Below are 24,090 nucleotides of genomic sequence, written 5' to 3'. Positions count from 1 at the left end.
GCTTCAATCGTATGAATTGAGGAACCGCACCGTCCAGCACCGTGCGGATCTTTTCATTTTTCAGGATGCGGACTGGAAACGCGGCGGCGTGGCGGTTTCAACGATGCGGATGCTCGATTCGCATTGGCCATGATGACCTTCCATATCGACGACCACGTGCCAGTGGCCGGATTGCGGAATGGTCAGGCGGATCGGTGACTTGCGCGCTATGCCGCCGACGAACTGATGCTTCAGCGTTTCGGTGTAGAGCTGGAAATTGTTAGCCGTCATCAGACGCACGTTGGCGACGGCCGACAGGGTGATCTCGATCGTCACACCGGCGCGCTGCTGCTTGAGGTCGTAATGGGAGAAATTGAACTTCAGTTTTGTCATTGCACGTCCGCTCGAACCGCCTGGCCAGTGGCGGTCATATTAGAATTTGCGTGTTAAAAATTGGTTTTCCTTTGGTGCACGGTTTAGCAGCGAACTCACTTCAGATGCACCAAAACGGGCGGGCATCTTTTCCGCCACGCCGGTTTCGGCTATGGCATTTTTCCATGACACATATCTTTCTTGTTGCCGCTGGTGGCGCTGTCGGTTCCGTGCTCCGCTATCTCGTCGGGCTCTGGACGTTGCGCAGCTTCGGCCCCTCGTTTCCGTGGGGAACGCTTACGGTCAACATCACCGGATCCTTCCTGATCGGCGTCTTTGCCGAGGTGATCGCCCGTAAATTCGGCGCATCGGCGGAGATGCGGGTGTTCCTGATCACCGGCATCCTGGGCGGCTACACCACCTTTTCCGCCTTCTCGCTCGACGCGATCACCCTGCTCGAACGCGGCGAACCGGTCACGGCATTGATTTATGTGGCTTCCAGCGTGCTTCTTTCGGCACTCGCGGTCTTTGCCGGGCTGGCCCTTATGCGCGCAATGGTCTAAAGGGACCTCTCAGAGCGCCATGCGTCCAATTGGGACCGGCCTGCTCTGTCATATCAGTTTGCGCACGGATTTCCGGTCGGCACCATTGTCGAGGCGCGATGGCAATTGGATGCAGGTAGAAATAAATGGCGGGCATTGAACACAAACAAGTCGAATCCGACGAGGCGGGCATGCGCCTCGATCGCTGGTTCAAAATCCATTATCCGGGCCTCGGCTTCGGTCCGCTGCAAAAACTGCTGCGCTCCGGCCAGGTCCGCGTCGATGGCGGCCGCGTCAAATCGGACATGCGCGTCCAGCCCGGTCAGGTCGTGCGCATTCCGCCGATGGAAGTCGATCCGAAGACACGGACAGGCCCGATCGCCGGCCGTGACCTGCGGCACGCATCCGACCATGAACTTTTGTCGCGCATGCTGTTGCATGAAGACGCCAAGGTCATCGTTCTCAACAAGCCGCCTGGTATCGCGGTTCAGGGCGGCTCCGGCATCAACCGCCATATCGACGACATGCTCGAAGCCTGGACCAGCCCCAAGGGCGAAAAGCCACGCCTCGTCCACCGGCTTGACCGCGACACGTCCGGCGTTCTGGTCATCGCCCGCACCCGCGGCGCCGCCCAGAAGCTGACGGCAGCCTTTCGCGAGCGTGATACCAAGAAAACCTACTGGGCGATGGTCAAGGGTGTGCCGCGCAAGAGGGAAGACAAGATCTCGACCTGGCTGGTCAAGGAACAGACGCCGGACGGCGACCGCATGCGGATTGCCAAGCATGGCGAAGATGGCGCCGATCATGCGGTGTCCTACTACCGGATCATCGAGACGGCCGGCCAGAACCTGACCTGGCTGGAAATGGAGCCCTATACCGGCCGTACCCACCAGTTGCGCGTCCATGCCGCCCATATCGGCCACCCGATCATCGGCGATCCGAAATATTTCGGCGCCGAATTCAATTGGGCCTTCCCCGGCGGCGTTCAAAACAAGCTGCATCTGCATGCGCGGCGGATCGACGTTCCGCATCCGGATGGCGGACGCCTGATCGTCACCGCCCCGATGCCGCAACATATGGTCCAGAGCTGGAACCTGATCGGCTTCGACATGGCCAGCGCCGAGGAAGCCGACGACTGATGAAACTCGCTCTTTTCGATTGCGACGGCACCCTGGTCGACAGCGCCGGGCTGATCCACGAAGTCATGGCCCGGACGTTCGAGGATTTTGGCCTTGAACGCATCTCGCTGGAGGCCACCAAGAGCATTATCGGCCTGACGCTCGATATCGCCATAGCCCGGCTGATGCACCAGCCGCACGTGGACGATCGTGCCCAGGCGATGACGGCGCATTACAAGAAGATTTACGGCGGCGTCCGCACCGAAATGAACTTTCGCGAACCGCTGTTCGACGGCATCGCGCCGCTGATCGCTACCCTGATGAGCCGCGACGAACTGCTCTTAGGTGCCGTTACGGGAAAATCCCGGCGCGGACTTGATCAGATCTGTGCAAGCCACGGTTACGAAAAGACATTTTTCGTTTCGCGGACGGCCGACGACTGCCCATCGAAGCCGCATCCTGCGATGGTGACGGAGTGCTGCTCCGAGGCCGGCATCGACGCCAAGGATACGGTCGTTATCGGCGACGCGATCTACGACATGCAGATGGCCAAGAGCGCCGGCGCATCCGCCATCGGCGTCGCCTGGGGTTATGCGTCCGTTCCCGAGCTCATCGACGCCGGTGCGGATTACATCGCCCGGACCCCGCATGATATTCTGGACTGGATGGAGACACATCATGCCTGATATTCGCGACGATCTGCATCAGGCGCTGAGCGACCCGGATCCCGTGCGCCGCGCGCAGATACAGATGCACAAGCCATTGGCGAAGCGTTTCTACAAGAGTGTCGGCATCGGCCCGGCGGAAGACGGCGGCCATGCCATCCTGCTTGACGGCCGTACGGTCCGCACCCCGGCCAAACACTATCTGACCGTTCCGACGCAGGCCGCAGCCACTCTGCTGGCAGCCGAATGGGATGCCCAGAAGGACGAGATCGACCCGGCAACCATGCCGGTCACCCGCCTTGCCAACACGGCGATCGATGGCGTCTCCAAGGATATCCGCGCCGTTTTCGACGACATCCTGAATTTTGCCGGAACCGATCTTCTCTGCTACCGCGCAAGCGATCCGGAAGGCCTCGTCGCCCGTCAGTCGGAACGCTGGGATCCGCTGATCACCTGGGCTGCGGAAAAGCTTGGTGCGCGTTTCGTTCTCGTCGAGGGTGTCGTGCATCAGCTTCAGCCCCGCGCCGCCATCAACGGTGTTGCCGAAGCGCTGCGCGCCTATGCCACGCCGCTCGGCCTTGCCTGCCTGCACACGATCACCACGCTCACCGGCTCCGCCCTCATCGCCATCGCCTTTGCCGAAAAGCAGCTGTCGGCGCAAGAGGCCTGGGCGCTTGCCCATCTCGACGAGGACTGGCAGATCGAGCACTGGGGTACCGACGACGAAGCCTTCCAGCGCCGCGAAAACCGCTGGCGGGAAATGCAGGCGGCAACGGCGACACTCGACGCCCTGCGCTGAGTTTGAAGGCGGCCAGCAACCGACAAAAATACCCCGCGTGGAGCCCCGCGCGGGGTATTTCTCATTTCTGGCCGGTGTTGTTCAGGCGGTCAGCTTCAGCCCGGCAATACCGGCAATGATCAGCGCGATACAGCCGATCCGAACCGCTGTCGCAGGTTCGGCAAACAGCACGATGCCCAGGATTACCGTCCCGACCGTACCGATGCCGGTCCAGACGGCATAGGCGGTGCCGAGCGGCAATGTGCGCACGGCGATGCCGAGCAGAACGACGCTTGCCACCATCGAGGCGCCGGTCAGAACTGTGGGCAGAAGCTTGGTGAAGCCCTCGGTATATTTCAGGCCGATCGCCCAACCGATCTCAAGAATTCCTGCAAGGAAAAGGATTACCCAGGCCATCAATCTCTCCGTCTCAAGGGAGCGAGGCCGTCCTCGCAGATGTTCGGGTGCGGGCTGGATGCCGACCCCGTGCAGCCGTCTGCATGGGCACTCTATGCCATCCCGATCCGACGGTGACAAGAGCTTGCTATCCGTGCCAATCCTTCGCAACGTGGCCGTCCGGCGGCAAAGACAATCCGGTACCACAGGCGGTTTACCCCTTGTGCGGATGATTTCGAACGGGGAAGATAGGCGCGAAACAGGGAGTATTCCGCAATGTTTGACCATGTGTCGATTGGCGTTAAAGACCTCGATCGTTCGCTTCGTTTCTATGATGCCATCCTGACGCCGCTCGGCTACGAGCGGCTGTCGAAAACGGATACGGTGCTCGGCTATGGTTCGGACCGGATCAGCCTGTGGATCGCCAAGGTCGAAAGCCCCGTGCCCGCCGACCGCAGTTCCGGCCTGCATTTCTGCTTCATCGCACCTGATGCCGCCGCGGTCGATGCCTTCCACGCAGCCGGCATTTCCAACGGTGGCGAAGACAATGGTCTGCCGGGACTGCGGCCGGAATACAGCCAGTTCTATTATGCGGGGTTTATCATCGATCCCGACGGTTATCGCCTCGAGGCGTTTTTCAAAATTCCGGAATAGCGCCGGTTACAAGCGGCCTATTCTTTTGCAGTGCGATCCCGCTTCAGGCGATGCCAGAATTCCAGGCGTTTCAGCGTCTCGCGCTCGAAGCCGCGTTCTTGCGGCTTGTAGAAACGCGTGTCCTTGCTGCGCAATTCTTCCGGAAAGAACTCCTGTCCGGAAAAGGCATCCGGATAATCATGATCGTATTTGTAACCCTCGTGATAGCCGAGATCCTTCATCAGCTTGGTCGGGGCGTTGAGGATGCTTTTCGGCGGTGGAATGGAGCCGGTCTGGCGGGCCATCTCGAGGGCTGCATCGAAGGACCGGTAACTGGCATTGGATTTCGGCGCGGTCGCGACATAGACGATCGCCTGCGCGATGAAGAGCCGGCCTTCCGGCCAGCCGATCCGCTCGAAGGCAGTCCAGGCGGCAATCACCTGCGGCATCGCGTTGGGATCGGCCATGCCAACGTCTTCACTGGCAGCGCAGGCGAGCCGACGGAACAGCGTCGTCGGATCCTCCCCCGCATCCACCATGCGCGCGCCCCAATAGAGCGCCGCATCGACATCGCTGCCCCGCAGGCTTTTGTGAAAGCAGCTCAGCAGATTGTAGTGACCGTCCTGCGCCTTGTCGTAGATCGGCATGCGCTTCTGCAGGGCTTTGGACAGGCGCCCGATATCGAGATCACCCTCTTCGCCAAGTGACAGGACATCGTCGGCCAAGCCCACCAGATAGCGCCCGTCCCCATCGGCCATGTTGATCAACGCGGTCCGCGCGTCCTCCGTCAGCGGCAAGCGTTTTCCGACAAAATTCTCCACCCGCGCCAAGAGCAGTTCGGACGAGGCAGCATCGAACGGATTGAGCGTAAAAACCTTCAATCGCGACAGCAAGGCAGCCACTAGGCTGAAGCTCGGATTTTCCGTCGTCGCGCCGATCAGGATGACCGTGCCGTTTTCGACATGCGGCAGGAGAGCATCCTGCGTGCTGCGGTTGAAGCGGTGCAGCTCATCGACGAAGAGGATGGTCTGGCGGCCGATGGTTCGGTTATTCTTTGCCGTATCGAACACTTTGCGCAGATCGGCGATGCCGGACATCACGGCGGACAGCTGGACGAACTCCATCTTTGCCGAGGTGGCGACGAGGCGCGCAATCGTCGTCTTGCCCACACCCGGCGGGCCCCAGAGGATGAAGGACCCAACAGTGCCCGCCGACAGCATGCGGGCAATCGGTCCATTCTCACCCAGAAGGTGATCCTGGCCGATGACCTCTTCCAGCGTTTCAGGACGAAGAGCATCGGCAAGCGGCCGGTGGGTATCCTCATCGAACAGCGTCACAGGCAACCCTCCATCCGGAACGGCCGGTCCCATGACCAGCCGGAGCAACATGCTTTTGTCCCTTGGAGGCCGGGAACCCGATCACCGGAAGAACTGACGGATACGTTGACCGCCGCGCTCGATCTCGACGCGCCACAGCGATGGGTCGTCCTTGGCAATCGTTTCAAGCGTCGTGGACTTGTCGATCGGCATGCCATTGACGGCGATGATGATATCTTTTGGCTGGAAACCAACGCGGGCCGCAGGCGATCCGCGATTGATCTGCGTGATCACCACCCCTTGCGAAGACGCCGGCATCCGCAGTTCGTCGGCGAGACGCGGCGACAGATTGCCGACCACAGCGCCTGAGAAGGGATTGCGGCCCTCGATCAGCCGCTCATCGCGGGGCGACGTTTCCGGCGCTTCGGCCAGCGCAAGCTCGATATCGCGGGTCTTGCCGTTTTCACTGATCGTGACCTTGGCGACATGACCGATGCCGACGGTGGTGAGGCGATAGCCCAATGCATCAGGATGCTCGACCGGAATGCCATTGACGGCGACGATCACCTGCCCCGGCTTGATGCCGGCCTTCTCTGCCGGCCCGCCTTCGATGACGGAGCTGACCAACGCGCCGCGTGCGCGGTCGAGCCCGAGCGCATCGGCGACTTCCGAGGTCACCGGCTCAAAGCTTGCGCCGATGAACGGCCGGGTAAAGCTGCCATTGCCGCCTTCGGCAGACGCGACGAAGACCTTGACGAGATTGGCGGGAATGGCAAAGCCAACGCCGTTGGAGCCGCCGCCGCGCGAAAAGATCGCGGTATTGATGCCGATCAACTGACCGTTCATGTCGATCAGGCCGCCACCGGAATTGCCGGGATTAATCGCCGCATCGGTCTGGATGAAAAAGCCGAAGTCACCAGTGATAACCTGATTGCGGGCCAGCGCCGAAACGATGCCGCTTGTGACCGTCTGGCCGACGCCGAAGGGATTGCCGATCGCCAGCACCAGATCGCCGACTTCGACCGCATCCGAATCGCCGAGCGGCACGGTATCGAACGGACCGTCCGATTTGATCTTCAGTACGGCAAGGTCCAGCCGCTCATCCTTGAGCATGACCGTGGTTTCGAACTCGCGGCCATCGGCAAGCGCGATCTTGATGTTATCGGCATCGGTGATGACATGATAATTGGTGACGACGATGCCATTCTTGCCGACGATGACGCCGGATCCGAGCGAAGACTGCTTTTCCGACCGGTTGGGCATGCGCTGGCCGAAGAACTGCTCGAAAAACGGATCATCGGCGAAAGGCGAGCGGCTCTGAACCGTCTTTTCCGCATAGACGTTGACGACGGCATTGGCCGTCTGCTTGACCAGCGGCGCAAAGGACAGCTGCATTTCGATCTTGCTTTGCGGCAACACTTTCGGCGTCTCCGCCTGCGCCTGTGCAGCAGATATAAAAGAAACCACGTCGCCCCCGGGCTTACTCGGTTTTCCCGCAAACACCAGACCAGCAGCCAGAACACCGACGGCACCTAAGGCAACGAACGAATAGATAAAGCGCGGCATGTCAATCAGTCCCATCAAATCAATCCAGCGGACACACAGATAGGACGCCGGCTCCCAAAAAGCAAAGGCGGCCGATCACAGAAAAAAAGCCGCAGCACTTCGTCCCCGGCCCCATCAACGCATTTATCATGAGGGATCTGCGGCGGAGAAACGAACCTCATGGACAATATGCACACTGTACCGATCTGGAAACTCACACAACTGCGCTGGATGATCACCGCCACAACCTTGCAGGCGTTATTGCGAAAGGCGAACTTCAGACCCGACCAGCCGCGCGTGCCGGCGGGAAATCCTGATGGCGGCCAGTGGGCAGATGATGCGACTGGCTCAGAAGATGAAGCAACGGTCCATCGAGTTAATGACGAATTCGGCCAATACTACGTCGATCTACAGGCAATTGAAGGCTACCGTGGCGCTCACACGATAAGCAACCATGTATATCGATCAAAAGCCGAGTTGCTTGTGGGAATGGGTCCAGAAGCGTCCCGTTGGCTTCCATTTTCCGGAGCGGTCAGACGTCAAGGCAAATCGGAAGCTATCCCGACGCGCTGCGTTATGTGAACGAAACGATACTGGCGAACCTCGACACCGTCGAGGCCGTAAAAGCCGGATTGCTAGGAGTTGAGAGAGGCGAGTTAATCACCAAATATTACGGGCATGCGACAGGGGCGGAATGGTACAGGGACACCGGGTACTCGAAGCCGCGATGGCGCACCACCTATAGCGTTGGTGTACTACTCAGACGAGACCCCAGATTGCCACAAGGTTTTTTGGTTGTTACAGCTTATCCGCGAAACGAGGACTGGGAGCAGAAAGTGATGAGAGAATTCGTTGCCAAATCCCCCGGCTTCCGGGCGTTCACCAGAGCCATGCTTCATGATCCCCTCATATTCGGCTCTCATGACGAAGTCATCGACTTCGGGATCGGTCACGTTCTGCACCAGTTCCCGGAAACGGCGGATGATCTCGACAATTTTCTGGATTACTGGCTGAACGCTAATGCGACGGACCAGCAACTAGAAGATCTCTGGGCCGCATCGAACGCGGACTTTTTCCTGATCGGGGAAGCCGTTCGACCCTTTCTCGCCCGTGTCCTTGAGATGCTGCGAGAGGAACGTGGCACGCCTTCGTCGCCATAAGGCGCACAGCAAAAAGGCCGGGCGATCTCGCACCCGGCCTTCTTAAAGTCTCAGTCCGCAGACCGATTAAGCGGCGTCTGCAGCTTCTGCTTCGGCAGCAACGCGTGCGATATCCTTGGCGCCCTTGGCCGAGGTGTCGCGATCGACGAATTCAATAACGGCCAGAGCCGCATTGTCGCCGTGACGGTAGCCAGCCTTCATGATGCGCAGGTAGCCGCCGTTGCGGGTTGCGTAACGTGTTGCGATGGCATCGAACAGCTTGCCGACGACAGCAACGTCGCGGATCTGCGAGATGGCCTGACGACGAGCATGAAGGTCACCCTTCTTGCCGAGCGTGACGAGCTTCTCGACGATCGGACGGATTTCCTTTGCCTTCGGCAAGGTCGTGACGATCTGCTCATGTTCGATGAGCGAAGCAGCCATATTGGCAAACATTGCCTTACGGTGGCTTGCAGTTCTATTCAGCTTGCGGCCGGCTACACCATGGCGCATTGCTATTCTCCTTTAATTGCAGGTTCCCTCTTGAGTATGGGCCTGCCGTTTCCTGGCACATGCAGACTTTTGCCTGCTGTTTGACGGGGAAAGGCAGTCAAAACCTGCCTTTTTTATTGTTAATACTGGTCTTCGTAGCGCTTGGCGAGATCTTCGATGTTCTCGGGCGGCCATGCAGGCACTTCCATGCCGAGATGCAGGCCCATGGAAGCGAGAACTTCCTTGATTTCGTTCAGCGACTTGCGGCCAAAGTTCGGAGTGCGAAGCATTTCGGCTTCGGTCTTCTGAATGAGGTCGCCGATATAGACGATGTTGTCGTTCTTCAGGCAGTTGGCCGAACGGACCGAAAGTTCCAGTTCGTCGACCTTCTTGAGCAGTGCCGGGTTGAACGCCAGTTCGGTAACGGCTTCTTCTTCGGCTTCCTTCTGCGGTTCGTCGAAGTTGACGAAAACGCCGAGCTGGTCCTGAAGGATGCGGGCCGCAAAAGCGACTGCATCTTCACCGGTGACGGAACCATCGGTCTCGATCTGCATCGACAGCTTGTCGTAGTCGAGAACCTGGCCTTCACGGGTGTTTTCCACCTTGTAGGACACTTTCTTGACCGGCGAATACAGGCTGTCGACCGGGATGAGGCCGATCGGCGCATCTTCCGAACGGTTGCGGTCCGCAGGCACGTAGCCCTTGCCGTTGTTGACGGTGAACTCCATGCGGATCTCGGCGCCCTCATCGAGGGTGCAGATCACATGGTTCGGGTTGAGGATTTCGATATCGCCAACCGTCTGGATGTCACCGGCGGTCACAACGCCCGGACCCTGCTTGCGCACAACCATGCGCTTTGCGTCGTCGCCATCCATCTTGATGGCGATTTCCTTGATGTTCAGCACGATGTCCGTCACGTCTTCCCGGACACCCGGGATCGAGGAGAACTCGTGCAGGACGCCGTCGATCTGCACTGCAGTAACAGCAGCGCCACGAAGCGACGACAGAAGAACGCGGCGAAGCGCGTTGCCGAGAGTGAGGCCAAAGCCACGCTCCAGCGGCTCGGCAACAAGGCTAACCTTGGTGCGGCCGGAGGACGAGAACTCAACCTTGTTCGGCTTGATCAGTTCCTGCCAGTTTTTCTGAATCATATGTTTTGCCTTCTGTTCGTTGCCACCATTCAATCGTGGCAACCGAGCCTTGAAGCGCCGGGAGAGGTAACCCCCTCACCGGCTTGATGAATGCGTAAATTAAACGCGGCGCTTCTTGCGCGGGCGGCAACCGTTGTGCGGGATCGGCGTGACGTCACGGATCGAGGTGATCATGAAGCCAGCAGCCTGAAGCGCACGCAGAGCCGATTCACGGCCGGAACCCGGGCCGCAGACTTCGACTTCGAGCGTCTTCATGCCGTGTTCCTGGGCCTTCTTGGCCGCATCTTCAGCAGCCATCTGGGCTGCGAACGGGGTCGACTTACGCGAGCCCTTGAAGCCCTTCGAACCAGCCGAAGACCAGGCAATCGCGTTGCCCTGTGCGTCGGTGATGGTGATCATCGTGTTGTTGAACGACGAGTTGACGTGCGCAACGCCCGTAGAAATGTTTTTCCGCTCGCGACGGCGAACGCGTGTGGCTTCCTTGGCCATGGTATACCTTTCGTTGATCTCTGCACCGCCGTAGTACCAGCGGCTCCACCGGGCGGAGGCTAACCCCTGCCCTGAATTTTCAAGTCATGCGCGAACGGAAAAATCCGGTCTGCGCGGCGATATCGTCACTGCCGTAGTTCCAGCAGCTCCACCGGAGGGACGCAGGCGCGCCCTTCCGAAACCACAAAAGAGGCCGGCGCCGAGCGCCAGCCTCTGCATTCCCCATTTCTGGGAAATTATTTCTTCTTGCCTGCAATCGCCTTTGCCGGGCCCTTGCGGGTACGGGCATTGGTATGCGTGCGCTGACCGCGAACAGGCAGCGAACGACGGTGACGCAGACCGCGGTAGCAGCCCAAGTCCATCAGACGCTTGATGTTCATCGAGGTTTCGCGACGCAGGTCGCCTTCAACCTGATAATCACGGTCGATTGCTTCGCGGATCTGAAGAACTTCAGCATCCGTCAGTTGGTGCACACGACGTTCAGCCGGGATACCGACCTTCTCGACGATTTCCTGTGCGAACTTCGCTCCGATCCCGTGAATGTAACGAAGCGCGATTACTACGCGCTTGCTCGTCGGGATGTTGACGCCAGCGATACGTGCCACGCCTGTTCTCCTTGCTTCCAGTTGCCATCCGGCAATAGGTGCTTCGTTATGCAGCCCTTTAAGAGGCCGACTGTGAAAGTTCTGTTCGGAACACGTCAAAAGAATCGCGCCCGGACTTCGTCTTTGAAATCCGCGCCGATCCCTAGCATGCTGCGAGTTAGCGCGGTCTTTGAAGGAATCGACCGCAAAAGTCAACTCCCCGGCAGTCCTTTTTCAAGAACTGCCTTTTAGGCGTCGGCCGAAGCCGATGCCAGAATTGCGTTGATCTGCGAGGTGACGGTCTCGACCGGCGCCATTCCATCAACTGTCTTCAACTCGCCGGTCACAGCGTAGTGCTGCGACAGCGGCGCCGTCTTCTCGCGATACTCGACAAGACGCTTCTTGAATGCTTCCGGATTATCGTCGGAACGAACCTTACCGCCAGCGGCAATGGTTTCTGCTACGCGATTCTCGATGCGCCGTACAAGCGCATCTTCGTCCACTTTCAATTCGATAACCGAATCAAGCCGCAGCCCCTTGCCCGCCAGCATCTTGCCAAGGGCAACAGCCTGCGGAACGGTGCGCGGATAGCCATCGAGAATGAAGCCGTTCGCACAGTCGGCCGCATCGATCCGGTCGGAGACGATCTCGTTGACAATCTCGTCGGAAACGAGCTGGCCGGCATCCATGACGGCCTTGGCACGTTTGCCGACATCCGTCTCAGCCTGGACGGCCGCCCGCAGCATATCACCTGTGGAAAGCTGCGGAATACCGTATTTTTCCGTCAGAAGCTTGGCCTGTGTTCCCTTGCCAGCTCCCGGCGGTCCTAAAAATATTAGTCTCATCGGCCCCTCTTTCCTCCACGCAGCTTCGATTTTTTGATCAGCCCCTCATACTGCTGGGCAATCAGGTGACCCTGCACCTGTGCTACAGTATCAAGGGTAACGCTGACAACAATCAAAAGCGACGTACCACCAAGGTAGAACGGCACGCCGGTCTGCGCGATCATGACTTCGGGCAGAATGCAGACGAACATCAAGTAGATCGCGCCGAGCACGGTGATGCGCGTCAGGACGTAGTCGATGTATTCCGCTGTGCGCTCGCCTGGGCGAATGCCGAGGATGAAGCCGCCGTGCTTCTTCAGATTGTCGGCCGTGTCCTTCGGATTGAAGACGATCGCGGTGTAGAAGAAGGCAAAGAACGCGATCATGCCGCCGTAGAGCACCATGTAGAGCGGCTTGCCGTGGCCGAGAGCAGCAACGATGGTCGTGGCCCAGCCTGGCAGCGCTGCGCTGTTGGCAAAGCCTGCAAGCGTTGCCGGCAGAAGCAGAAGCGACGACGCGAAGATGGCGGGGATGACGCCGGCGGTGTTGAGCTTCAGCGGCAGATGCGAGGTATCGCCCTGGAACATCTTGTTGCCGACTTGTCGCTTCGGATACTGGATCAGAAGCCGGCGCTGGGCGCGCTCGACGAAGACGATCAGCGCGATGACGGCAACGACCATGACGATGATGGCGAGGATCAGCGGCGTCGACAGAGCGCCGGTGCGGCCCAGTTCGAGCGTACCGGCCAGAGCCGTCGGCAGATGCGCGACGATACCGGCGAAGATGATCAGCGAGATACCGTTGCCGATGCCGCGCGAGGTGATCTGCTCGCCGAGCCACATCAGGAACATCGTGCCGCCAAGCAGCGAAATGACGGTGGAGATCCGGAAGAACCAGCCGGCATCGACGACAAGGCCGTTGCCGCTCTCGAGGCCAACCGCGATGCCATAGGCCTGCAGCGTGCCGAGAAGCACCGTGCCGTAGCGGGTGTACTGGTTGATAACCTTGCGGCCCTGCTCGCCTTCCTTCTTCAGCTGTTCAAGCGACGGAACCACGGAGGTCATCAGCTGAACGATGATGGAGGCGGAAATGTAAGGCATGATGCCGAGGGCAAAGATCGCCATGCGCTCGACGGCGCCGCCCGAAAACATGTTGAAAAGGCCAAGGATGCCACCGCTCTGCCCGGCAAAAGCCTGGGCGAAAGCTTCCGGGTTGAGGCCTGGCAGCGGAATATAGGTGCCGAGGCGATATACCAGAAGCGCACCAAGGGTGAACCAGAGGCGGCGTTTCAGATCTTCGGCTTTTGCGAACGTCGCAAAATTCAGGTTGGAGGCGAGCTGTTCCGCTGCAGAAGCCATGCAATTCTCCGCGTAGCCAGTTCGGAACCCGCGGGGAAACCCGGTCAGATCCGGAAAAAGCTATCTTCTTTTTATGAAAACCGGCTTGGAAACGACTGCAACTGCAATCTCGCGCCTCACCGTGGTTCCCGATCAATATTCTGCGCCGGACGAATCCGGCAGCGCATCTGTGAGGCTCTCATATGGGAGCAAAACCGCCCGGTGTGAAGCACCCCGGGCGGTTCATCAGCAACTAATTATTCAGCAGCGCCCGAAAGCAGCTTGATCGAACCGCCAGCCTTTTCGATCTTTTCGATCGCAGGCTTGGAAGCGCCGGCAACTTCGATCGTTACCTTTGCCGTCAGTTCGCCATCGGCGAGAACCCGAACGCCATCCCTGGCGCGGCGGATTACGCCGGCAGCCGTCAGAGCGGCAGCATCGATCGCCTTGGAAGCATCAAGCTTCTTGGCGTCGATGGCGATCTGGATGCGGCCGAGCGACACGACAACAAAATCCGAACGGAAGATGTTGTTGAAGCCACGCTTCGGCAGACGGCGGTAGATTGGCATCTGGCCGCCTTCAAAGCCATTGATGGCAACGCCGGAGCGAGCCTTCTGACCCTTGACACCGCGGCCGGCAGTCTTGCCGGATCCGGAACCGATACCACGGCCGAGACGCTTGCGGTTCTTGGTCGAACCTTCGTTGTCTTTGATTTCATTCAGTTTCATGATGGTATCCCCCTCACTTCTCTTCGACGACGCGAACGAGGTGCTGGACGGCCCGGATCATGCCGCGAACGGAAGGTGTATCTTCCAGAACGCTAACCCGGTGCATCTTGTTGAGACCGAGACCGATCAGCGTTGCACGCTGTACGGCTGGGCGGCGAATGGGGCTGCCGATCTGTTCGACCGCAACCGTCTTCTTTGCAACTTCTTTGTTAGCCATTGTTCAGGCTCCCTTATTCTTCGGAAGCAACGCCGGCGGATACGCGGCGGCTCTGCAGAGTGGCATACTTCATGCCGCGCTGAGCTGCGATATCCTTCGGGTGCATCTGGCTCTTCAGGGCGTCGAACGTGGCGCGAATCATGTTGTACGGGTTCGAAGAACCAGTCGATTTCGCAACAACGTCGTGCATGCCGAGCGTTTCGAAAACGGCGCGCATCGGGCCGCCGGCGATGATACCGGTACCGGCCTTGGCAGCACGCAGCAGAACCTTGCCTGCGCCGTGACGGCCATGAACGTCGTGATGAAGCGTACGGCCCGAGCGCAGCGGAACGAAGATCAGTTCGCGCTTGGCAGCTTCGGTGGCCTTGCGGATGGCTTCCGGCACTTCACGTGCCTTGCCATGACCGAAGCCGACGCGGCCCTTCTGGTCGCCGACGACGACGAGAGCAGCAAAGCCGAAACGACGGCCGCCCTTGACGACTTTTGCGACGCGGTTGATTGCTACGAGCTTGTCAACGAATTCGCTGTCGCGCTCCTCGCGGTTCTGGCGATCATCGCGAGAACCTCTTTTTTCTTGTGCCATTGTCCTTTTCCTTTTTCTTTTCCGGGTGCAATCGGCAGATTGACAAAAAGTCGCCCCGCCCCTTCGAGGGAGCGGAAGCGACGCGCTTTATAAAAAGCGGTTCGATGATCCGCCCAGGCAAGCCCGGACGGATATCATCTCCTGGAGCATTCCACTTCAAATGCGTACATTTGAAGTGGATAAAATGCTCCAGCTTCATAAGACTAGTGCGACCTTTACGCGTTCTTCGAACGCGTGGCGCACTAGAAGTTCAGGCCACCCTCGCGGGCTGCCTCGGCGAGCGCCTTGACGCGGCCGTGATAGATGAAGGCGCCACGGTCAAAGACAACGTCCTTGACACCAGCCTTCGAGGCGCGCTCCGCGAGGAGCTTGCCAACGGCAGCAGCAGCTGCCGTGTCAGCGCCCGTCTTAAGCGACGAACGCAGATCCGTGTCGAGTGTCGAGGCAGACGCAACGGTCTTGCCAGCAACATCATCGATAACCTGTGCGTAGATGTTCTTCGACGAGCGATGAACAGACAGGCGCAGACGGCCATTGGCCACTGCCTTGACTTGACGGCGCACGCGGCTGGCGCGGCGCACAAGTGTATCTTTCCTTGTAGCCATTTCGCGTGATCCTTACTTCTTCTTGCCTTCTTTGCGGACAATCCGCTCGCCAGCATACTTGACGCCCTTGCCCTTGTAGGGCTCGGGGCCACGGTATTCGCGGATTTCTGCCGCGACCTGGCCGACCTGCTGCTTGTTGATGCCGGTGACGACGATTTCCGTCGGCTTCGGCACAGCAATCGAGATGCCTTCAGGAGTCTGATAGACCACGTCGTGGCTGAAACCGAGTGCCAGCTGCAGGTTCTTGCCCTGAAGCGACGCGCGATAACCAACGCCGTTAATTTCGAGCTTGCGCTCGTAACCATCCTTGACGCCCTTGAAGATGTTTTCGATCATCGTGCGGGACATGCCCCACTTGGAACGAGCATCCTTGGACTGATCAACCGGGGTCACCGACACCGCGTTGTTGTCTTCCAGCTTCACGACGACTTCGTCGTTAGCAACGAAGAAGAGTTCGCCTTTCGGGCCCTTTGCAGTCACTGTCTGGCCACTAACCGTGGCCGTGACACCTGCAGGAACCGGAACGGGCTTTTTACCGATACGAGACATATTTCAAACCTGTCTGTCCGTTATGGAGGTCACTGCTACCGTATTAGAATACGGAGCAGAGAACCTCGCCACCAACGTTCTGTTCGCGTGCCTGATGATCGGCCATCACACCCTTCGGAGTCGAAAGGATAGTGATACCGAGACCGTTCGCGACCTGCGGAATGGACTTGACCGAGACATACACTCGGCGGCCCGGCTTCGATACGCGGCCGATCTCACGGATCACCGACGCACCTTCGTAGTATTTCAGTTCGATATTGATCTCGGCCTTGCCGTTACCAAATTCTGTTTCCGAGTAACCGCGGATGTAGCCTTCAGCCTGAAGGACATCGAGAACGCGTGCGCGCAGCTTGGAAGCCGGAGTGGAAACACTCGACTTGCGGCGTGCAGCACCGTTGCGGATACGGGTGAGCATATCGCCCAGCGGATCAGTCATTGCCATGTGCCCGTCTCCTTACCAGCTCGACTTAACAATGCCCGGCACCTTGCCGAAATTGCCAAGTTCACGAAGCGCAATACGCGACATCTTGAGTTTGCGATAATATGCACGCGGGCGACCAGTCACTTCGCAACGGTTGCGAACGCGGGTCTTGGAACCGTCACGCGGCAGGCTCGCCAACTTCAAAGTTGCCTTGAAGCGCTCTTCGATCGGAAGAGACTGGTTCATGATGGTTGCCTTCAGGGCTGCGCGCTTGGACGCATCCTGGGCAACCGACTTACGGCGGCGATTGTTTTTTTCAATTGCGCTCGTCTTCGCCATTCAACTTAATCCTTCTGCTTGTCGTTACGGCTTACTGGCGAAACGGGAAGTTGAACTCTGTGAGCAGAGCGCGTGCTTCGTCGTCGGTCGTTGCCGTCGTGCAAACGATGATGTCCATGCCCCACATCTGATCAACCTTGTCGTAGTTGATCTCCGGGAACACAATGTGTTCCTTGACACCCATGGCGAAGTTGCCACGGCCGTCAAAGCTCTTCGGATTCAGGCCGCGGAAATCTCGAACGCGCGGAAGCGCGATGTTGATCAGGCGGTCCAGGAATTCGTACATGCGAATGCCGCGCAGGGTAACCTTTGCGCCGATCGGCATGTCTTCGCGCAGCTTGAAGCCGGCGATCGAGGTGCGGGCCTTGGTGATGACCGGCTTCTGGCCGGCAATCGCTGCGAGGTCTGCGGCAGCAACCGTCGGCTTCTTGCTATCAGCCGTCGATTCACCAACACCCATGTTGATCACGATCTTGTCGAGACGCGGGATCTGCATGACGTTTGCGTAGGAGAACTTCTCCTGCATCGCCTTGGAGATACGCTCGACATATTCGGTCTTGAGCCGGGGCTCGTACTTCTTAGCGTCAGCCATCGATCGACACTCCCGAACGCTTTGCAACGCGAACCTTCTTGTCGCCGTCGATCTTGAAACCGACGCGGGTCGGCTTGCCGTCCTGCGGATCGGCGATCGCGAGATTCGACAGATGAATCGACGCTTCCTTGTTGATGATACCGGCTTCCTGGGCCTGGGTCTGGCGCTGGTGACGCTTCACCATGTTTACGCCACGCACAACGGCCCGGTCTTCCTTAGGCAGAACCTGGAGAACTTCCCCAGAACGACCCTTGTCCTTACCGGTCAATACGACGACCTTGTCGCCCTTGCGAATCTTTTGCATCTCAATCGCTCCTTACAGTACTTCTGGAGCCAGCGAGATGATCTTCATGTGGTTCTTGGCGCGAAGTTCGCGCGGAACCGGTCCGAAGATACGGGTGCCGATCGGCTCTTTCTTGTTGTCGATAAGAACAGCTGCGTTGTTATCGAACCGGATGACGCTGCCGTCCGGACGACGGATGTCCTTGGCTGTGCGAACGACAACCGCCTTCATCACATCACCCTTCTTGACGCGGCCGCGCGGAATAGCTTCCTTGATCGAAACGACAATAATGTCGCCGACCGAAGCGTACTTGCGCTTGGAGCCGCCCAGCACCTTGATGCACATGACACGACGTGCGCCGGAATTATCCGCCACGTCGAGGTTTGTTTGCATCTGAATCATGTCAGGTCGCCTTCTTGTTGTGACCGGACCGGTTGGGCCAACCTCATCAGATTGAGGGCCCCCTGTTCCAGCTTCTAAATTTCTGTTCTCGCGCGGGATCGATCGTTGCCAGGGTGGTTTCCTAAACAGGACCTTCCGTGCGCTCAAAGCAAAAGAACGCTCGAGTCGAGCGTCCTTGCGCTGCTTCATATAGATTTTCGCAGCCGACGCAAGAGCCGGATGCGAAACTCTTAAGAATTAGGCCTGAACGGAAACCACTGTCCAGGTCTTGTCCTTGGAAATCGGCGCGCATTCCTCGATGGAAACCTGATCGCCGACCTTGTACTGGTTGTTCTCGTCATGCGCCTTGTACTTCTTGGACCGGCGAACGGTCTTCTGGAAGATCGGGTGCGCGAAACGACGCTCGACACGGACCACGACGGTCTTATCGTTCTTGTCGCTGACGACTGTGCCCTGCAGAATGCGTTTTGGCATATTCTTAGATCCTTAAGCCTTGGCTTCTGCCGCCTTCTGGCGGGCAATGGTTTTGACGCGCGCAATGCCCTTGCGGACTTCATTGATGCGCGACGACTTTTCGAGCTGGCCTGTGGCCTTCTGGAAGCGCAGGTTGAACTGCTCTTTCTTCAGCTTGGCGAGCTCTTCGTTGAGCTGATCGGCGCTGAGCGCGCGGATGGTATCGGCTTTCATTGGGCTTTACTCCTTACTCTGCAATGCGCTGAACGAAGCGCGTCTTGACAGAGAGTTTCGCAGCACCAAGGCGAAGCGCCTCGCGGGCGAGTTCTTCGCTGACGCCGTCGATTTCGAACATCATTCGGCCGGGCTTGACCTTGCAAGCCCAATATTCAACCGAACCCTTACCTTTACCCATGCGGACTTCGGTCGGCTTCGCCGTGACCGGTACGTCTGGGAATACGCGGATCCATACGCGGCCGGCACGTTTCATGTGACGGGTGATCGCGCGGCGGGCCGCTTCGATCTCGCGTGCGTTTACGCGGTTCGGCTCCTGAGACTTCAGGCCGAATTCACCGAAAGCAAGGTCGGAACCGCCCTTGGCAACGCCCTTGATGCGTCCCTTGAACTGCTTGCGGTACTTAGTGCGCTTTGGCTGCAACATTTTTTTAATTCTCCGATATTAGCTGCCAGGAACGACTGTTACGCGTTTTCGCGACGACGGTTGTTGCTGCTGGGGCCCTGGGCATCTGCCTCGGACGAACGACGCTCGGAAGCCATCGGATCGTGTTCGAGGATTTCGCCCTTAAAGATCCAGACCTTGATGCCGCAGATACCGAAAGCGGTCTTGGCTTCAGCCACACCGTAGTCGATGTCGGCGCGAAGCGTGTGCAACGGCACGCGGCCTTCACGATACCATTCGGTACGCGCGATTTCAGCACCGCCGAGACGGCCACCGCAGGTGATCTTGATGCCTTCGGCGCCAAGACGCATTGCGGACTGAACGGCACGCTTCATCGCACGGCGGAAAGCCACGCGGCGTTCGAGCTGCTGAGCGATCGACTGGGCGACGAGCGTCGAGTCGACTTCCGGCTTGCGCACTTCAACGATGTTGAGGTGCGTTTCCGACTTGGTCATCTCGCCGATCTTCTTGCGCAGCTTTTCGATGTCTGCGCCCTTCTTGCCGATGATCAGGCCCGGGCGAGCCGAGTGGATCGTGACGCGGCACTTCTTGTGCGGACGCTCGATGACCACCTTGGCGATACCGGCCTGCTTCAGCTCTTCCATGACGTAGGCACGGATCTTCAGGTCTTCGTGAAGAAGCTGACCGTATTCTGCGTTGTCCGCGAACCAGCGGCTATCCCAGGTACGGTTGATGCCGAGGCGGAAGCCGACTGGATTGATCTTCTGACCCATTATGCGGCCTCCCCTTTAGCTTCGACTTCGCGAACAACGATCGTCAGATGCGCGAAAGGCTTTTCGATACGCGATGCACGGCCACGGCCACGAGCGTGGAAACGCTTCATGACGATGGACTTGCCAACGTAAGCCTCGGCAACGATCAGGCTGTCGACGTCGAGATCGTGGTTGTTCTCTGCGTTTGCGATCGCAGATTCCAGCGTCTTCTTGACAGTGTCCGAGATCCGCTTGCGCGAGAACTCGAGTTCGGCCAGAGCCCGGTCGACCTTCTTGCCGCGGATCATCGCAGCTACCAGGTTGAGCTTCTGGGGGCTGACGCGGATCGTGCGCGCGATTGCCTGCGCCTCGTTATCCTTCAGCCGGCGTTCGGCTTTTGCCTTGCCCATAATTACTTCCTCTTTGCCTTCTTGTCCGCACCGTGACCGTAATAGGTCCGGGTCGGAGAGAATTCACCGAACTTGTGACCGATCATGTCTTCGTTGACACTGACCGGAACATGCTTGCTGCCATTGTAGACGCCGAACGTGAGACCGACGAACTGCGGCAGGATGGTGGAGCGACGGCTCCACATCTTGATCACTTCGTTGCGGCCGCCTTCACGAACCTTCTCAGCCTTCTTGAGAAGATAGCCGTCAACAAACGGACCTTTCCATACTGAACGAGTCATTGGAGACTTCCTCTCTTACTTCTTACGCTGATGACGCGAGCGCATGATGAACTTGTCTGTCGACTTGTTCGAGCGCGTACGCTTGCCCTTGGTGGGCTTACCCCAAGGCGAAACCGGATGACGGCCACCCGAGGTGCGGCCTTCACCACCGCCGTGCGGATGGTCAACAGGGTTCATGACGACGCCGCGAACGTGCGGACGCTTGCCACGCCACACCGAACGGCCGGCCTTGCCGTCGTTGATGTTGCCGTGGTCAGGGTTGGAGACTGCACCGACCGTTGCAAGGCAGGAGCCGTGCACCAGGCGCTGTTCGCCAGACGACAGGCGAAGGATCGCCATGCCCTGGTCGCGACCGACCAGCTGAACGTAGGCGCCAGCCGAGCGAGCGATCTGACCGCCCTTGCCTGGCTTCATCTCGACGTTGTGAACGATCGAACCAACCGGCATGTACTGAAGCGGCATGGTGTTGCCCGGCTTCACGTCAACCTGCTTTTCCGAGGCGATCACCTTGTCGCCGGCAGCAAGACGCTGCGGAGCGATGATGTAAGCCTGCTGGCCGTCCGCATAGTTGATCAGCGCGATGAACGCCGTGCGGTTCGGGTCGTATTCCAGACGCTCGACCGTGCCTTCGACGTCGAACTTGCGACGCTTGAAGTCGATCAGGCGGTAGGTCCGCTTGTGACCGCCACCCTGGTAACGCACGGTGATGCGGCCAGTGTTGTTGCGGCCGCCCTTGGAGGACAGGCCTTCGGTCAGCGACTTGACCGGCTTGCCCTTGTGCAGGCCGGACCGGTCGACGATGACCAGCTGGCGCTGGCTCGGGGTGGTCGGATTGAAACTTTTCAATGCCATTGTTCTATTCCTCAGAGTCCGGTTGAGACGTCGATGGTCTGACCGTCAGCGAGCGTGACGATTGCCTTCTTGACGTCCTTTTGCCGGCCAGCGAAGCCACGGAAGCGCTTCAGCTTGCCCTTGCGGACCAGCGTGTTGACAGCCGTAACCTTGACGCCGAACAGTGCTTCGATTGCAGCCTTGATTTCAGGCTTCGAGGCATCCTTGGCGACGTTGAAGATGATCTGGTTCTGTTCAGAAACCAGCGTCGACTTTTCGGTGATCGACGGAGCGAGGATCACATCGTAGTGGCGAAGGTCAGTCATTTGAACCGCTCCTCGAGAGCTTCAACTGCAGCTTTGGAAAGCACGAGCTTGCCGCGGCGCAGAATGTCGTAAACATTGATGCCCTGCACCGGCAGAACGTCCACATTCGGGATGTTCTGAGCTGCGAGCTTGAAATTGCTGTCCAGTTCGGCGCCGCCGATGAACAACACGTTGGTCAGGCCGAGCGTCGCGAATGCGCCGGTCAGCGCCTTCGTCTTGGCTTCAGCAGCAACCAGGCTGTCAACGATGATCAGCTCTTCGGCACGCAGCTTGGCGGACAGCGCGTGGCGCAGGCCGAGAGCACGAACCTTCTTGGGCAGGTCATGGGCATGGCTGCGAACAACCGGGCCGTGAGCCTTACCACCGCCGCGGAACTGCGGAGCACGAGCCGAATGGTGACGAGCGCGGCCCGTACCCTTCTGCTTGAACATCTTGGCGCCGGTGCGTGCGATTTCTGCACGGCCCTTTGCCTTGTGCGTACCCTGCTGCTTCTTGGCAAGCTGCCAGCGAACGACGCGGGCAATGATATCTTCGCGCGGCTCTAGGCCGAAAATCGCGTCGGACAGGGAAACCTTACCGGCCTCTTTGCCCTCGAGTGTGGTGACGTTGAGATCCATGATCTGGCCCCCTTACTTGGCTGCGCGCACAGCGGCAGGACGCGGAGCGTCAGCCGGAGTGCCGGACTTGATGGCGTCGCGAACGACGATCCATGCGCCCTTGGAGCCGGGTACGGCGCCCTTGACGAGGATCAGACCGCGGTCTTCATCGGTGGAGACCACTTCCAGGTTCTGGGTGGTGATGCGTGTCTGACCCATGTGGCCAGCCATGCGCTTACCCTTCCAGACGCGGCCCGGATCCTGGTTGGAACCAGTCGAACCATGCGAACGGTGCGATACGGACACGCCGTGCGTTGCACGCAGACCGCCGAAGTTGTGGCGCTTCATGGCACCGGCAAAACCCTTACCGGACGATGTACCGGTGACGTCGACCAGCTGGCCGGCGACGAAATGGTTTGCAGTGAGCTCAGCGCCGACATCGATCAGGTTGTCCGACGAAACGCGGAACTCGATGACCTTGGCCTTCGGCTCTACGTTGGCGGCAGCGAACTGACCACGCAACGGCTTGCTCGTGTTCTTGACTTTAGCCTGGCCGGCACCGAGCTGAACTGCGGTGTAGCCATTCTTGTCTTCTGTGCGATGGGCCACAACCTGGCAGTTTTCCATCCGCAATACTGTAACTGGGATGTGCTCACCAGCGTCGTTATAGACGCGGGTCATCCCAATCTTCTGTGCAATCACACCTGAACGCATTGGTTCATTCCTCTTAAGAGTTAGCGACGGAGAAAACCCCGTTGCATCTCTGGTTTAAGGTCTCCCTCTTTTCGTCCGATCCAGTTGGGATCATCCGATCGAAGGGTCGCCCGTTTTTGGAAGCCGTTGGACCGAAATCCACGTACCTTCCTTGTTTTTAAAGCTTGATTTCCACGTCTACGCCGGCAGCGAGGTCGAGCTTCATCAGCGCGTCAACAGTCTGGGGCGTAGGATCGACGATATCGAGGAGGCGCTTGTGGGTGCGCATCTCGAACTGTTCACGGCTCTTCTTGTCCACGTGGGGCGAGCGGTTGACAGTAAACTTTTCAATCCGCGTAGGAAGCGGCACCGGACCACGAACCGAAGCGCCTGTGCGCTTGGCCGTCGAAACGATTTCCCGCGTGGAGGCATCAAGAATCCGGTGATCAAACGCCTTGAGGCGGATACGGATATTCTGGCCGTTCATTCGAGTTATCCTTGTTGTTGTAAGCGAAAGCCCCAGGGTGAGGCATTTCGTTATTCGTTTCCGGGTGCTGATGCTTCAAAGAGCACAAAGAGCAAATCACTCTCTGTCCGTTTCTGCAATTCGACCCGCACATATACGGAATCGGCGCCCGACACAATGACCGAACGCCCACGAAAGCACGTTTTTTCGCGCTTCCGTCAATTCGAGAGGCATACACCTTGAGGCGCAGGCTTCGACCAACAAATATTCAGGGAAGCGGCGCTGAAAGCGCCGCTTCCCAACCGAGTGAATTACTCGACGATCGAGGCGACGATGCCGGCGCCGACGGTGCGGCCGCCTTCGCGGATGGCGAAGCGCAGCTTCTCTTCCATCGCGATCGGAACGATCAGCTCGACGGAAACCGTGACGTTGTCGCCAGGCATAACCATTTCCGTGCCTTCAGGAAGCGACACGATGCCGGTCACGTCCGTCGTACGGAAGTAGAACTGCGGACGGTAGTTGGTGAAGAACGGCGTATGACGGCCGCCCTCTTCCTTCGTCAG

38 protein-coding genes and 1 pseudogene are annotated in these 24,090 nt (G+C 58.8%); 7 read left to right on the top strand and 32 right to left on the bottom strand.

Annotation, left to right across the window (positions count from 1 at the left end; translation table 11 throughout):
• Positions 1–60: 60 nt before the first annotated feature.
• On the bottom strand, positions 61–372 hold the full coding sequence (locus ACP7BS_RS11080) for a DUF1883 domain-containing protein (RefSeq protein WP_426238113.1): 312 nt from the start codon (positions 370–372) through the stop codon (positions 61–63).
• Positions 373–536: 164 nt separating this feature from the next.
• Here ACP7BS_RS11080 and crcB point away from each other — a divergent pair, with 164 nt between their 5' ends.
• The 4 genes from crcB (at position 537) to ACP7BS_RS11060 (ending at position 3,475) form a co-directional block, all read left to right on the top strand.
• A complete protein-coding gene (gene crcB / locus ACP7BS_RS11075; protein WP_426238111.1) occupies positions 537–914 on the top strand; it encodes a fluoride efflux transporter CrcB in 378 nt (125 codons plus the stop codon).
• Positions 915–1,039: 125 nt separating this feature from the next.
• A complete protein-coding gene (locus tag ACP7BS_RS11070; protein ID WP_426230077.1) occupies positions 1,040–2,032 on the top strand; it encodes an RluA family pseudouridine synthase in 993 nt (330 codons plus the stop codon).
• Positions 2,032–2,697, top strand: coding sequence for an HAD-IA family hydrolase (locus ACP7BS_RS11065; RefSeq protein WP_426238109.1), 666 nt, complete (start codon positions 2,032–2,034; stop codon positions 2,695–2,697). The genes ACP7BS_RS11070 and ACP7BS_RS11065 overlap by 1 nt, the downstream gene beginning before the upstream one ends.
• Complete coding sequence (locus ACP7BS_RS11060; RefSeq protein WP_426238107.1) at positions 2,690–3,475, top strand: ATP12 family chaperone protein; 786 nt, start codon at positions 2,690–2,692, stop codon at positions 3,473–3,475. Before ACP7BS_RS11065 ends, ACP7BS_RS11060 begins: the two co-directional genes overlap by 8 nt.
• Positions 3,476–3,556: 81 nt before the next feature.
• Here ACP7BS_RS11060 and sugE read toward each other — a convergent pair whose 3' ends face one another.
• Entirely contained in the window at positions 3,557–3,871 is a 315-nt protein-coding gene (gene sugE, locus ACP7BS_RS11055) for a quaternary ammonium compound efflux SMR transporter SugE (RefSeq protein WP_426238105.1), read from the bottom strand.
• Between the two features lie 255 nt (positions 3,872–4,126).
• Here sugE and ACP7BS_RS11050 point away from each other — a divergent pair, with 255 nt between their 5' ends.
• Positions 4,127–4,504, top strand: a complete 378-nt coding sequence (locus tag ACP7BS_RS11050) for a VOC family protein (RefSeq protein WP_426238103.1) — start codon at positions 4,127–4,129, stop codon at positions 4,502–4,504.
• 17 nt (positions 4,505–4,521) lie between these two features.
• Here the strand turns inward: ACP7BS_RS11050 and ACP7BS_RS11045 are convergent, their stop codons facing one another.
• Both ACP7BS_RS11045 and ACP7BS_RS11040 read right to left on the bottom strand, forming a co-directional pair.
• Positions 4,522–5,853: a replication-associated recombination protein A gene (locus ACP7BS_RS11045; protein WP_426238388.1), complete on the bottom strand. Its 1,332-nt coding sequence runs from the start codon at positions 5,851–5,853 to the stop codon at positions 4,522–4,524.
• 48 nt (positions 5,854–5,901) lie between these two features.
• Positions 5,902–7,194 carry a DegQ family serine endoprotease gene (locus ACP7BS_RS11040; RefSeq protein ID WP_426238387.1) on the bottom strand — a complete coding sequence of 431 codons (1,293 nt, stop codon included), beginning with the start codon at positions 7,192–7,194 and terminating at the stop codon, positions 5,902–5,904.
• A 330-nt stretch (positions 7,195–7,524) separates the two neighbouring features.
• On the opposite strand from ACP7BS_RS11040, the gene ACP7BS_RS11035 reads away from it, so the two are divergent.
• Complete coding sequence (locus ACP7BS_RS11035; RefSeq protein ID WP_426238101.1) at positions 7,525–7,926, top strand: hypothetical protein; 402 nt, start codon at positions 7,525–7,527, stop codon at positions 7,924–7,926.
• Between the two features lie 194 nt (positions 7,927–8,120).
• Entirely contained in the window at positions 8,121–8,504 is a 384-nt protein-coding gene (locus ACP7BS_RS11030; RefSeq protein ID WP_426238099.1) for a hypothetical protein, read from the top strand.
• Positions 8,505–8,570: 66 nt separating this feature from the next.
• Here ACP7BS_RS11030 and rplQ read toward each other — a convergent pair whose 3' ends face one another.
• From rplQ to tuf, 28 genes and pseudogenes are all read right to left on the bottom strand, one after another.
• The gene (gene rplQ / locus ACP7BS_RS11025; RefSeq protein WP_113317595.1) at positions 8,571–8,996 is read right to left on the bottom strand and encodes a 50S ribosomal protein L17; all 426 of its coding nucleotides are present in this window, start codon (positions 8,994–8,996) and stop codon (positions 8,571–8,573) included.
• 119 nt (positions 8,997–9,115) lie between these two features.
• Positions 9,116–10,126: a DNA-directed RNA polymerase subunit alpha gene (locus tag ACP7BS_RS11020; protein WP_037100639.1), complete on the bottom strand. Its 1,011-nt coding sequence runs from the start codon at positions 10,124–10,126 to the stop codon at positions 9,116–9,118.
• A gap of 99 nt (positions 10,127–10,225) precedes the next feature.
• Entirely contained in the window at positions 10,226–10,615 is a 390-nt protein-coding gene (gene rpsK / locus ACP7BS_RS11015) for a 30S ribosomal protein S11 (RefSeq protein ID WP_018328263.1), read from the bottom strand.
• Positions 10,616–10,851: 236 nt separating this feature from the next.
• A complete protein-coding gene (gene rpsM / locus ACP7BS_RS11010) occupies positions 10,852–11,220 on the bottom strand; it encodes a 30S ribosomal protein S13 (protein WP_071832785.1) in 369 nt (122 codons plus the stop codon).
• Positions 11,221–11,447: 227 nt separating this feature from the next.
• On the bottom strand, positions 11,448–12,044 hold the full coding sequence (locus tag ACP7BS_RS11005) for an adenylate kinase (protein WP_426238097.1): 597 nt from the start codon (positions 12,042–12,044) through the stop codon (positions 11,448–11,450).
• Positions 12,041–13,381 carry a preprotein translocase subunit SecY gene (gene secY / locus ACP7BS_RS11000; RefSeq protein ID WP_426230070.1) on the bottom strand — a complete coding sequence of 447 codons (1,341 nt, stop codon included), beginning with the start codon at positions 13,379–13,381 and terminating at the stop codon, positions 12,041–12,043. The genes ACP7BS_RS11005 and secY overlap by 4 nt, the downstream gene beginning before the upstream one ends.
• 236 nt (positions 13,382–13,617) lie before the next feature.
• A complete protein-coding gene (gene rplO, locus ACP7BS_RS10995; RefSeq protein WP_426230069.1) occupies positions 13,618–14,088 on the bottom strand; it encodes a 50S ribosomal protein L15 in 471 nt (156 codons plus the stop codon).
• Positions 14,089–14,101: 13 nt separating this feature from the next.
• Positions 14,102–14,305, bottom strand: coding sequence for a 50S ribosomal protein L30 (rpmD, locus tag ACP7BS_RS10990; protein WP_426230068.1), 204 nt, complete (start codon positions 14,303–14,305; stop codon positions 14,102–14,104).
• A 13-nt stretch (positions 14,306–14,318) separates the two neighbouring features.
• Positions 14,319–14,888 (bottom strand): 30S ribosomal protein S5, encoded by a 570-nt coding sequence (rpsE, locus tag ACP7BS_RS10985; RefSeq protein ID WP_060505083.1) that lies wholly within the window; start codon positions 14,886–14,888, stop codon positions 14,319–14,321.
• A gap of 242 nt (positions 14,889–15,130) precedes the next feature.
• The gene (gene rplR, locus ACP7BS_RS10980) at positions 15,131–15,493 is read right to left on the bottom strand and encodes a 50S ribosomal protein L18 (protein WP_037169470.1); all 363 of its coding nucleotides are present in this window, start codon (positions 15,491–15,493) and stop codon (positions 15,131–15,133) included.
• Positions 15,494–15,505: 12 nt separating this feature from the next.
• Positions 15,506–16,042: a 50S ribosomal protein L6 gene (gene rplF / locus ACP7BS_RS10975; RefSeq protein WP_037169468.1), complete on the bottom strand. Its 537-nt coding sequence runs from the start codon at positions 16,040–16,042 to the stop codon at positions 15,506–15,508.
• A 43-nt stretch (positions 16,043–16,085) separates the two neighbouring features.
• Positions 16,086–16,484, bottom strand: coding sequence for a 30S ribosomal protein S8 (gene rpsH / locus ACP7BS_RS10970; protein WP_056335736.1), 399 nt, complete (start codon positions 16,482–16,484; stop codon positions 16,086–16,088).
• A 12-nt stretch (positions 16,485–16,496) separates the two neighbouring features.
• Entirely contained in the window at positions 16,497–16,802 is a 306-nt protein-coding gene (gene rpsN / locus ACP7BS_RS10965) for a 30S ribosomal protein S14 (RefSeq protein ID WP_037100611.1), read from the bottom strand.
• 31 nt (positions 16,803–16,833) lie between these two features.
• Positions 16,834–17,394: a 50S ribosomal protein L5 gene (gene rplE / locus ACP7BS_RS10960; protein WP_426230067.1), complete on the bottom strand. Its 561-nt coding sequence runs from the start codon at positions 17,392–17,394 to the stop codon at positions 16,834–16,836.
• On the bottom strand, positions 17,387–17,698 hold the full coding sequence (gene rplX, locus ACP7BS_RS10955) for a 50S ribosomal protein L24 (RefSeq protein WP_060638392.1): 312 nt from the start codon (positions 17,696–17,698) through the stop codon (positions 17,387–17,389). Before rplX ends, rplE begins: the two co-directional genes overlap by 8 nt.
• 12 nt (positions 17,699–17,710) lie before the next feature.
• Positions 17,711–18,079, bottom strand: a complete 369-nt coding sequence (gene rplN / locus ACP7BS_RS10950) for a 50S ribosomal protein L14 (protein WP_018328276.1) — start codon at positions 18,077–18,079, stop codon at positions 17,711–17,713.
• A 237-nt stretch (positions 18,080–18,316) separates the two neighbouring features.
• The gene (gene rpsQ, locus ACP7BS_RS10945; protein ID WP_037100601.1) at positions 18,317–18,553 is read right to left on the bottom strand and encodes a 30S ribosomal protein S17; all 237 of its coding nucleotides are present in this window, start codon (positions 18,551–18,553) and stop codon (positions 18,317–18,319) included.
• Positions 18,554–18,565: 12 nt separating this feature from the next.
• Positions 18,566–18,766 carry a 50S ribosomal protein L29 gene (gene rpmC / locus ACP7BS_RS10940; protein WP_113243433.1) on the bottom strand — a complete coding sequence of 67 codons (201 nt, stop codon included), beginning with the start codon at positions 18,764–18,766 and terminating at the stop codon, positions 18,566–18,568.
• Positions 18,767–18,779: 13 nt separating this feature from the next.
• Entirely contained in the window at positions 18,780–19,193 is a 414-nt protein-coding gene (gene rplP / locus ACP7BS_RS10935; protein ID WP_018239489.1) for a 50S ribosomal protein L16, read from the bottom strand.
• 38 nt (positions 19,194–19,231) lie between these two features.
• Complete coding sequence (gene rpsC, locus ACP7BS_RS10930; protein ID WP_037100592.1) at positions 19,232–19,945, bottom strand: 30S ribosomal protein S3; 714 nt, start codon at positions 19,943–19,945, stop codon at positions 19,232–19,234.
• Positions 19,945–20,334: a 50S ribosomal protein L22 gene (rplV, locus tag ACP7BS_RS10925; RefSeq protein ID WP_018328280.1), complete on the bottom strand. Its 390-nt coding sequence runs from the start codon at positions 20,332–20,334 to the stop codon at positions 19,945–19,947. The genes rpsC and rplV overlap by 1 nt, the downstream gene beginning before the upstream one ends.
• A 2-nt stretch (positions 20,335–20,336) precedes the next feature.
• On the bottom strand, positions 20,337–20,615 hold the full coding sequence (rpsS, locus tag ACP7BS_RS10920) for a 30S ribosomal protein S19 (RefSeq protein WP_037100590.1): 279 nt from the start codon (positions 20,613–20,615) through the stop codon (positions 20,337–20,339).
• 15 nt (positions 20,616–20,630) lie between these two features.
• Positions 20,631–21,467, bottom strand: a complete 837-nt coding sequence (gene rplB / locus ACP7BS_RS10915) for a 50S ribosomal protein L2 (protein WP_113243431.1) — start codon at positions 21,465–21,467, stop codon at positions 20,631–20,633.
• An 11-nt stretch (positions 21,468–21,478) separates the two neighbouring features.
• Positions 21,479–21,772: a 50S ribosomal protein L23 gene (locus ACP7BS_RS10910; RefSeq protein ID WP_113243430.1), complete on the bottom strand. Its 294-nt coding sequence runs from the start codon at positions 21,770–21,772 to the stop codon at positions 21,479–21,481.
• Positions 21,769–22,389 (bottom strand): 50S ribosomal protein L4, encoded by a 621-nt coding sequence (rplD, locus tag ACP7BS_RS10905; RefSeq protein ID WP_426230065.1) that lies wholly within the window; start codon positions 22,387–22,389, stop codon positions 21,769–21,771. The genes ACP7BS_RS10910 and rplD overlap by 4 nt, the downstream gene beginning before the upstream one ends.
• A gap of 12 nt (positions 22,390–22,401) precedes the next feature.
• The gene (gene rplC / locus ACP7BS_RS10900; RefSeq protein ID WP_318412344.1) at positions 22,402–23,082 is read right to left on the bottom strand and encodes a 50S ribosomal protein L3; all 681 of its coding nucleotides are present in this window, start codon (positions 23,080–23,082) and stop codon (positions 22,402–22,404) included.
• A gap of 157 nt (positions 23,083–23,239) precedes the next feature.
• A complete protein-coding gene (rpsJ, locus tag ACP7BS_RS10895; RefSeq protein WP_003507767.1) occupies positions 23,240–23,548 on the bottom strand; it encodes a 30S ribosomal protein S10 in 309 nt (102 codons plus the stop codon).
• A 290-nt stretch (positions 23,549–23,838) separates the two neighbouring features.
• Positions 23,839–24,090 (bottom strand): annotated as a pseudogene (gene tuf, locus ACP7BS_RS10890) (elongation factor Tu); the annotation flags it as partial.

The organism is Pararhizobium sp. DWP1-1-3, assembly GCF_049896125.1.
Classification (GTDB): domain Bacteria; phylum Pseudomonadota; class Alphaproteobacteria; order Rhizobiales; family Rhizobiaceae; genus Pararhizobium.
The sequence above is the reverse complement of the archived record's forward strand: the minus strand, read 5'-3'. Positions and strand labels throughout refer to the sequence as shown.